Below are 8,277 nucleotides of genomic sequence, written 5' to 3'. Positions count from 1 at the left end.
GTCCCCCCCGGCCGGACTCCGTGGGTCAGGCCTGCGCGGAGATCCGCGCGAGGCGCTGGGCCTCTGCCCGCGTGGACACGGCGATGGCGTCCTCGTCGGCGAAGAGGAGCCGGTTGTTCTCGACGATCTGCTTGCCGTTGACGAACGACGCGGTGACCGGGGCCGCCGCACCGAAGACCAGTGCGGTGACCGGGTCGGCGATCGAGGAGTGCAGGAAGGTGTTCAGGTTCCACAGCACCAGGTCGGCGCACTTGCCGACCTCCAGCGAACCGATGTTGTCGGCGCGGCCGAGGACCTGGGCGCCACCGTACGTACCGAGGCGCAGGGCCTGGCGCGCGTTCAGGGCGCGCTCGCGGTGGACCGGGTTCAGGCGGTTGATCAGCAGCGCGTTGCGCAGCTCGGTGTGCAGCTCGCCGGACTCGTTGGAGGCGGTGCCGTCCACGCCGAGGCCGACCGGGACACCGGCGGCAAGCATGTCCGGGACGCGGGCGATGCCGGCGGCCAGACGGGCGTTGGAGGACGGGCAGTGCGCGACGCCGGTCTTGGTACGGGCGAACGCGGCGATGTCCGAGTCGTTCATGTGGACGCTGTGCGCCATCCACACGTCCTCGCCGAGCCAGCCGGTCGACTCGAAGTAGTCGGTCGGGCCCATGCCGAACAGTTCCTTGCAGAACTGCTCTTCCTCGACCGTCTCGGAGCCGTGCGTGTGCATGCGTACGCCCAGTCGCCGGGCCAGCTCGGCGCCCTGCTTCAGCAGCTCGGTGGAGACCGAGAAGGGGGAGCACGGGGCGACGGCGACCTGGGTCATCGAGTCGAAGGACGCGTCGTGGAACTTCTTGACGGTCGCCTCGGTGTCGGCGAGCGCGCCTTCGAGGGTCTCGACGGCGTGGTCCGGCGGCAGGCCGCCGTCCTTCTCGCTGCGGTCCATCGAGCCGCGGGCGAGGGTGAAGCGGACACCCATCTCGGACGCGGCGCGGATGATCGAGCCGGACAGGTCGCCGGAACCCTTGGGGAAGACGTAGTGGTGGTCCATCGCGGTGGTCACACCGCCCTTGGCCATCGCGGCGAGGGAGCCCTGCGCGGCCGTGTACGTCATCTGCTCGTCGATGCGCGCCCACGTGGGGTACAGCGCGACCAGCCAGTCGAAGAGGTTGTGGTCGGTGGCCAGACCACGCGTGATCCACTGGTAGAAGTGGTGGTGGGTGTTGACCAGACCGGGGGTCACGAGGTGCCCGGTGCCGTCGATCCGGCGAACGACATTGTCGAGGTTCTCGGGGGCCTTGCCCGCACCGATGAACTCGATCCTGTTGCCGGCGACGACCACGTGGCCCGAGGCGTACTCGGTGTCGTTGGCGTCGACGGTCGCGATCGCACAGTTCTCGATGACGATGCGCTCGACCGCGCTGTCAGGGGCTGCCGATGCTGCCATGGGACTTCCTCGTGCTTTCAGTGGCGGTGCGGGCACGGCAAGGCCCAGGAGATTTGAGTGCCGGAGCCGGGGGCCTTGACAGCTGACAGTACTGCCGCCCCGTGTGATACGTCCGGGTGCCGATTCAGGAAGCTGGGGAGTGTCGCGCGGTCCCGGGGCCACTGCGGGGCCCCGGGACGCGCTGCCGCGTCAGAGGTTGGTCATGTCCACGGGAATGCGGGCGTCGACGCCGTCCCGGAGAACAGTGGCCTCGATCAGACCGTAGGGACGGTCCGCGGCGAAGTACACCTCGTTGTCGTTCTTGAGGCCGAAGGGCTCCAGGTCGACGAGGAAGTGGTGCTTGTTCGGGAGCGAGAAGCGGACCTCGTCGATCTCCGAACGGTGGTTGATGATGCGCGAACCCATCTGGTACAGGGTCTGCTGCAGCGACAGGGAGTAGGTCTCGGCGAAGGCCTGCAGCATGTGCTTGCGGACCTCGGCGTAGGACTTCTCCCAGTTGGGCATCCGCTGCTCGTCGTCCGACCAGTTGAAGCGCCAGCGAGCCGACACCTGGGTGGCCAGGATGCGGTCGTAGGCCTCCTTCAGCGTCGTGTACTTGTCCTTCACGTAACCCCAGAACTCGGAGTTCGTGGAGTTCATGACGACGAGGTCCTTGAGGCCGGAGATGACCTCCCAGTTCGTGCCGTCGTACGTGATCTGGGTGACGCGGGTCTCCATGCCCTGGCGGACGAAGGAGTGGTTCACCTCGTCGGAGCCGATGAACTTGGAGTTGGCGTCCGAGGTGGCGATCCGGTCCCAGGAGTACTCCTCGATCCGGATGCGCGCGCGCTTGATCGGCTCCTGGCTGGTGACGAACCAGCGCGCCAGGTGGATGCCGAACTGCTCGGCGGACTCGATGCCATACTCCTTGGCGAACGCGTACACCGTGTTCTTGGTGGTGTCCGTCGGAAGGCAGTTGGCGTTCGAGCCGGAGTAGTGGACGTCGTCCATGTCGCCGGAGAGGGCGACCGAGACGTTCAGGTCCTTGATGTGGTGCGTGTCGCCGTCCCGCGTGATCTTGACGACGCGGTTCTCTGCTTTGCCGTACTGGTTCTGGCCCAGAATCGTGGCCATGCTAGCTCCCTCGGTAAACGGAGTAGCCGAACGGGTTGAGCAGCAGCGGTACGTGGTAATGCTCGCCGGGGTTCACCGCAAAGGTGATGGTGACCTCGGGGAAGAACGCACCGCTGTCCCTTACGCGGGGGGCGTCCTGCTGCGCCTCGGCTTGCTTCTTTGAGAAGTACGTCTCGGTCTCGAAATCGAGACGCACGTGGGTGGTGCCCTCCGGCAGCGCCGGCAGGTCCTTGCAGCGCCCGTCCGCATCGGTGGCGGAGCCGCCCAGGGCCGCCCACTCGCCGTCGAGCCCCGTGCGGGCCGACAGGGAGATGGCGACGCCCTCGGCGGGCTTGCCGATGCTGGTGTCCAGGATGTGCGTGGACACCGACGCGGTGGTCTCGGGGCTCATGGTCACGCTCCTTCTGCTTCTGCGTGTTCGACGAGGCGGGTGAGGCGGATCTTGTTGATCTTGACGAGCTCGCCGCGGGCGATCTCCCGCTCCTGCTCCGGCGAATTGTCGATCCGGACCTTGACCGCGTCACGCATGAACTCACCGGTCGCACCGGTGGCGCAGATGAGGAAGACGTGGCCGAACCTGTCCTGGTAGGCCAGGTTCAGTTCGAGGAGCTCGTTCTTGAGCTCCTCCGGGGCACCGGCCATGCCGCGCTGCTCGCGGGCGGAGGTCGGGTCTCCCGGCTTCGGCCGGCCGATCGGCGCGTGGCCTCCCATCGCTTCGCCCAGGTCGTCCGCGGTGAGCTCCGCCATGGCGGCTTCGTTCGCGGCGAACAGGGACTCCACGGTGGCGAAGGGGCGCTGGGCGAGCATCTTGCTCCCCCACGCCGAACTGGCGCACACCTCGTGCAGCTCGGCCGTGGCCGCGCTGTCGTCCAAGGTGTTGAACCGGGTGAGACCCGGGGTCGGACTCGAAGTCACGGTAGGCCTCCGTGGCCTGTTGTTGCTTTGACGGGCTGCGCATAGCTAACGCCCTCGACAACACGGCGTCAACACTTTGTTGAAACTCCCTGTACACAAAAGCCGCCGCCCGGGTGAATCGGGCGGCGGCTCGTCACCGCGAGTCAGCCTGCGTTCACTCCTGGCTGCTCTTGGTTGTCCCCTTCGGGGCGTTCGCATCCCGGTTCAGATAGTTGTAGACGGTGAAGCGGCTGACGCCCAGAGCACCCGCGACCGTTTCCACGCCGTGCCGCACGGAGAAGGCGCCCCGCGCCTCCAGTATCCGCACGACGTCCTGCTTGGCCTTCCGGTCCAGCTGAGCCAACGGTACGCCGTACCGGCGCTCCAGGGCCGCCAGGATGTGATCCAGCGAGTCCGAGAGCTGCGGCAGACGCACGGCCAGCAGCTCCTGACCCTCCCAGGCCAGAACGACGTCGTCGGGCTGCGCCAGGGCCGGATCCATCAGCTCGCCGCCCATGGCGTCCACCAGCGGCTTGACCGCGGCGACGAAGGGGTGGTCGCGGGGCTCGGTCATGACATCTCCTCCCCGATCACATTGACCTGGAGCGAGACACGCGTGGCGCCGGCCTCCAGGGAGTCGCGCAGCAACGCCTCCACCGCGGCCAGCACCCGGTCGGCCTCACCCTCGGCGGTGTTGCCGAACGGGCCGACGTCCACCGCGTCCAGCTGGGCCTTCTGGATGACCTCGCGGGCCGCCACGGCATGGGCAGGAGCCTCTTCCAGATCGAAGGGCTCGGTCGTGAACTCCACTCTCAATCGCACGCCGTCAAGCTACCCGGGCAGGAAGGGGCGGCGCGACAGCGGCTCCCCGAGGGGTGGCGGCAGGGCGACGGGCGGGCGAGTTTTTTCGGGGATGCGCACTTGACATCCGCGCGGAACCCCATGCAGTCTTCCATCAAGCAGAAAACAACTTCCGCAATACGGAAGGAGCGCACACCCCTCATGGGATACACGGACCAGCGCTTCGATGTAAACCTTTCGATCCTCTTCACGGAACTCCCGCTTCTGGAGCGTCCCGCGGCCGCCGCCGCGGCGGGCTTCACGGCGGTCGAGCTGTGGTGGCCCTGGATCGAGACCCCCACCCCGGCACAGGAGGAGCTCGACGCCCTCAAGAAGGCTCTTGAGGACGCCGGCACCCAGCTGGTGGGTCTGAACTTCTACGCCGGCCAGCTGCCGGGCCCGGACCGCGGTGCGGTCTCGGTTCCCGGCGCGGAGTCGGAGCGCTTCAACGCCAACATCAACGTGGCCGCGGACTTCGCGGCCTCGGTCGGCTGCAAGGCACTGAACGCCCTCTACGGCAACCGCGTCGAAGGCGTGGACCCGGCCGTGGGGGGCGGGCGCGCCCGGGAGGACCTGGTCGTGGCGGCCCCGGCCGCGGGCCCCCGCGGCGCGCTCCCCCAGAGCGAGACCCACAACCACCCCCACACCCCGCTCTACCCGCTGGTGAGCGCCCCGGCCGGCATCGAGGTGGTGGACAAGGTGAACGAGGCCACCGGCCTCGGGAACGCCAAGTTCCTGCTCGACCTTTACCACGTGGCGATGAACGATGAGGACCTCTCCGAGGTCATCGAAAAGTACGCCGCCAAGACCGGGCACGTCCAGATCGCGGACAAGCCCGGACGAGGTGCCCCCGGCACCGGCGAGCTGCCCCTCGAGGAGCTGCTCGACCAGCTGAAGAAGGCCGGGTACGAGGGCTACGTAGGCCTGGAGTACAAGGCCGCCGACGCTGCCGCTTCCTTCGCATGGCTGCCGGCCGAGGCCCGCGCCGCGAAGTAGGCGGACCAAGTCCAGGCGATCCGCCAGGCACGTCACGAACTTTTCGTACAAAGCATTAAGAGAAGGACCCTCATCATGAGCAACCTCCCCAAGATCGCGTGGATCGGGCTCGGCATCATGGGCTCCCCCATGGCCGAGAACCTCCTGAAGGCCGGCTACTCGGTCACCGGCTTCACCCTGGAGCAGGACAAGCTGGACCGCCTGGCCGCCGCCGGCGGCTCCGCGGCCGGCTCGATCGCCGAGGCAGTGGCGGACGCCGACGTCATCATCACGATGGTGCCCGCCTCCCCGCAGGTCGAGGCCATCTCCTACGGTGAGAACGGCATCCTGGAGAACGCGAAGTCCGGTGCGCTGATCATCGACATGTCGTCGATCACCCCGCAGACCTCGGTCGACCTCGCCAAGAACGCCGCCGCCAAGGGCATCCGCGTCATCGACGCCCCGGTGTCCGGCGGCGAGGCCGGCGCCATCGAGGCCGTCCTGTCGATCATGGTGGGTGGCGAGCAGGCCGACTTCGACGAGGCCCTGCCGGTCCTCGAAGCCCTCGGCAAGGTCATCGTCCTGTGCGGTCCGCACGGGTCCGGCCAGACGGTGAAGGCCGCCAACCAGCTCATCGTCGCGGTGAACATCCAGGCGTGCGCCGAGGCCGTCGTCTTCCTCGAGAAGTCCGGCGTGAACCTCCAGGCCGCCCTTGACGTCCTCAACGGCGGTCTGGCCGGCTCCACCGTCCTGACCCGCAAGAAGGACAACTTCCTGAACCGCGACTTCAAGCCCGGTTTCCGGATCGACCTGCACCACAAGGACATGGGCATCGTCACCGACGCCGCCCGCAACGTCGGTGCCGCCCTCCCGGTCGGCGCGGTCGTCGCCCAGCTGGTCGCCTCGCTGCGCGCCCAGGGTGACGGCGGCCTGGACCACTCCGCCCTGCTCCGCGCGGTCGAGCGCCTCTCCGGCGCTCAGATCTGAGCACCTCCCCTCTCGAAGGGGACCTGAGTTTCCGGATGGCGCCGGTGCTGACACCTGTCCTGTCGCGCCCAAGTGCCGGCGCCGTCCGGATCACCACTCACACTCAACTTCGTTCAACAAACTGTTGACGTTTAGTTCGAGCCGAATTTAGGCTGTTCCGCATGACGGAAGACGCTTTCCGTCAGCAGTTACCCCGTACGGAAGGTCACCATGTCGAAGCGCACGCTGACGACCGAGTCCGGCGCCCCGGTCGCCGACAATCAGAACTCCGCCACCGCCGGCGTCGGTGGCCCGCTCCTGGTCCAGGACCAGCAGCTCCTGGAGAAGCTCGCCCGCTTCAACCGTGAGCGCATTCCGGAGCGTGTGGTGCACGCCCGCGGCTCGGCCGCGTACGGCTACTTCGAGGTGACCGACGACGTCACCGCGTACACCAGCGCCGCGTTCCTGAACACGGTCGGCAAGAAGACCGAGACCTTCCTGCGGTTCTCCACCGTCGCCGACTCGCTGGGCGGCGCGGACGCGGTCCGCGACCCGCGCGGCTTCGCGCTCAAGTTCTACACCGAAGAGGGTAACTACGACCTCGTCGGCAACAACACCCCGGTGTTCTTCATCAAGGACCCCATCAAGTTCCCCGACTTCATCCACTCCCAGAAGCGCGACCCCTTCACGGGCAAGCAGGAGCCGGACAACGTCTGGGACTTCTGGGCGCACGCCCCCGAGGCGACGCACCAGATCACCTGGCTCATGGGTGACCGCGGCATCCCCGCGTCGTACCGTCACATGAACGGCTACGGCTCCCACACGTACCAGTGGACGAACGAGCAGGGCGAGGCCTTCTTCGTCAAGTACCACTTCAAGACGAACCAGGGCATCCGCAGCCTCTCGGGCGAGCAGGCCGCCGAGCTCGTCGGCAAGGACGCGAACTCGCACCAGACCGACCTGCTGCAGGCCATCGAGCGCGGCGTGAACCCCTCGTGGACCCTGTACGTGCAAATCATGCCCGCCGCCGAGGCCGCGGACTACCGCTTCAACCCGTTCGACCTTACCAAGGTGTGGCCGCACAGCGACTACCCGCTGCAGCGCGTGGGCCGTCTGGTCCTCGACCGCAACCCGGACAACGTCTTCGCCGAGGTCGAGCAGGCCGCCTTCTCCCCGAACAACTTCGTCCCGGGCATCACCGCCTCGCCGGACAAGATGCTCCAGGGCCGTCTCTTCGCGTACGCCGACGCCCAGCGCTACCGCCTCGGCGTGAACCACACTCTGCTGCCGGTCAACGCCCCGAAGGCCACGAAGGCCGACAACTACGGCCGCGACGGCGTCATGGCGCTGCGCAACGGCTCGCGCCACGACAAGAACTACGAGCCCAACTCGTACCAGGGTCCGGCCGAGACCGGTCTGGCGCTGGGCGCCCCGAAGGCCGTCTCCGGCTACACGGGCACCCACGAGGCCCCGGCCCACACCAAGGACGACGACTTCTTCCAGGCCGGTGAGCTCTACCGCCTGATGTCGGAGGCCGAGAAGCAGCGTCTGGTGGCGAACATCGCCGGCGGCCTCTCCCAGGTCACCCTGGAAGACGTCATCGAAAAGAACCTGGCTCACTTCCACGCCGCCGACGCCGACTACGGCAAGCGCGTCGAGGAGGCCGTCCGCGCCCTGCGCGACGCCTGAGCCACCCAGTTGTACCGGGGGCCTGACGGGAGGTCAGGCCCCGGGTGCCGGCCCGAGCTGCTTGCCCGGATGAGGGGTGGTACGCAGTGAGGGCAGGACGAGGACCGTGGCGAGCGTGCGAGCCAGTGCGGTGGTAATGGGTTCCGAGGCCCGTCTCTTGACCTGAGGGAGACGACGCCGGAGTTCTCGTCGCCCGCCCGCCACGGTCCCAGCCAATCCTCCTCGTACAGGGGCTACGCACAGAGCCCCCTGCACACGGAGGTCCCCACCTCCCCACACACTCCGCCCGGCGGTGCGAACGTCCTGTCGCGCCAGCCTCGCACCGTCGGGCGGTAACAAACCAGAGCGCCGAGGCACGGACGGTCCCGTGC

General features: G+C 67.8%; 9 protein-coding genes. 3 read left to right on the top strand and 6 right to left on the bottom strand.

Going from position 1 to position 8,277, the window contains the following annotated elements; all coding sequences use genetic code 11:
* Positions 1-25 precede the first annotated feature (25 nt).
* The 6 genes from ACWGIU_RS21495 to ACWGIU_RS21470 all read right to left on the bottom strand — a co-directional run bounded on the left by ACWGIU_RS21495 (position 26) and on the right by ACWGIU_RS21470 (position 4,258).
* Positions 26-1,429 (bottom strand): 8-oxoguanine deaminase, encoded by a 1,404-nt coding sequence (locus ACWGIU_RS21495; RefSeq protein ID WP_453708094.1) that lies wholly within the window; start codon positions 1,427-1,429, stop codon positions 26-28.
* Between the two features lie 189 nt (positions 1,430-1,618).
* Positions 1,619-2,542, bottom strand: coding sequence for a factor-independent urate hydroxylase (gene pucL, locus ACWGIU_RS21490; protein ID WP_351156624.1), 924 nt, complete (start codon positions 2,540-2,542; stop codon positions 1,619-1,621).
* Between the two features lies 1 nt (position 2,543).
* Positions 2,544-2,933 (bottom strand): hydroxyisourate hydrolase, encoded by a 390-nt coding sequence (gene uraH, locus ACWGIU_RS21485; RefSeq protein WP_453708092.1) that lies wholly within the window; start codon positions 2,931-2,933, stop codon positions 2,544-2,546.
* Between the two features lie 2 nt (positions 2,934-2,935).
* Positions 2,936-3,457 (bottom strand): 2-oxo-4-hydroxy-4-carboxy-5-ureidoimidazoline decarboxylase, encoded by a 522-nt coding sequence (uraD, locus tag ACWGIU_RS21480; protein WP_453708090.1) that lies wholly within the window; start codon positions 3,455-3,457, stop codon positions 2,936-2,938.
* A 154-nt stretch (positions 3,458-3,611) separates the two neighbouring features.
* The gene (locus ACWGIU_RS21475) at positions 3,612-4,010 is read right to left on the bottom strand and encodes a helix-turn-helix domain-containing protein (RefSeq protein WP_453708088.1); all 399 of its coding nucleotides are present in this window, start codon (positions 4,008-4,010) and stop codon (positions 3,612-3,614) included.
* On the bottom strand, positions 4,007-4,258 hold the full coding sequence (locus ACWGIU_RS21470; protein ID WP_078851107.1) for a thiamine-binding protein: 252 nt from the start codon (positions 4,256-4,258) through the stop codon (positions 4,007-4,009). Before ACWGIU_RS21470 ends, ACWGIU_RS21475 begins: the two co-directional genes overlap by 4 nt.
* 180 nt (positions 4,259-4,438) lie before the next feature.
* Between ACWGIU_RS21470 and ACWGIU_RS21465 the strand changes: the two genes are divergently transcribed.
* From ACWGIU_RS21465 to ACWGIU_RS21455, 3 genes are all read left to right on the top strand, one after another.
* The gene (locus ACWGIU_RS21465) at positions 4,439-5,272 is read left to right on the top strand and encodes a TIM barrel protein (RefSeq protein WP_453708086.1); all 834 of its coding nucleotides are present in this window, start codon (positions 4,439-4,441) and stop codon (positions 5,270-5,272) included.
* 75 nt (positions 5,273-5,347) lie between these two features.
* On the top strand, positions 5,348-6,238 hold the full coding sequence (locus ACWGIU_RS21460; protein ID WP_373041525.1) for a 2-hydroxy-3-oxopropionate reductase: 891 nt from the start codon (positions 5,348-5,350) through the stop codon (positions 6,236-6,238).
* A gap of 210 nt (positions 6,239-6,448) precedes the next feature.
* Positions 6,449-7,906 carry a catalase gene (locus ACWGIU_RS21455; RefSeq protein WP_453708083.1) on the top strand — a complete coding sequence of 486 codons (1,458 nt, stop codon included), beginning with the start codon at positions 6,449-6,451 and terminating at the stop codon, positions 7,904-7,906.
* Positions 7,907-8,277: the final 371 nt, after the last annotated feature.

It is taken from the genome of Streptomyces sp. NPDC054840 (assembly GCF_053611065.1).
Note: the sequence above shows the minus strand (reverse complement) of the source record. Positions and strands in the feature narration are given on the sequence as shown.

Coding starts and splice junctions, on each gene's coding strand:
- uraH (WP_453708092.1), bottom strand. CDS start 2,933: ATGAGCCCCGAGACCACCGCGTCGGTGTCCACGCACATCCTGGACACC.
- ACWGIU_RS21465 (WP_453708086.1), top strand. CDS start 4,439: ATGGGATACACGGACCAGCGCTTCGATGTAAACCTTTCGATCCTCTTC.
- ACWGIU_RS21475 (WP_453708088.1), bottom strand. CDS start 4,010: ATGACCGAGCCCCGCGACCACCCCTTCGTCGCCGCGGTCAAGCCGCTG.
- ACWGIU_RS21455 (WP_453708083.1), top strand. CDS start 6,449: ATGTCGAAGCGCACGCTGACGACCGAGTCCGGCGCCCCGGTCGCCGAC.
- pucL (WP_351156624.1), bottom strand. CDS start 2,542: ATGGCCACGATTCTGGGCCAGAACCAGTACGGCAAAGCAGAGAACCGC.
- ACWGIU_RS21495 (WP_453708094.1), bottom strand. CDS start 1,429: ATGGCAGCATCGGCAGCCCCTGACAGCGCGGTCGAGCGCATCGTCATC.
- ACWGIU_RS21460 (WP_373041525.1), top strand. CDS start 5,348: ATGAGCAACCTCCCCAAGATCGCGTGGATCGGGCTCGGCATCATGGGC.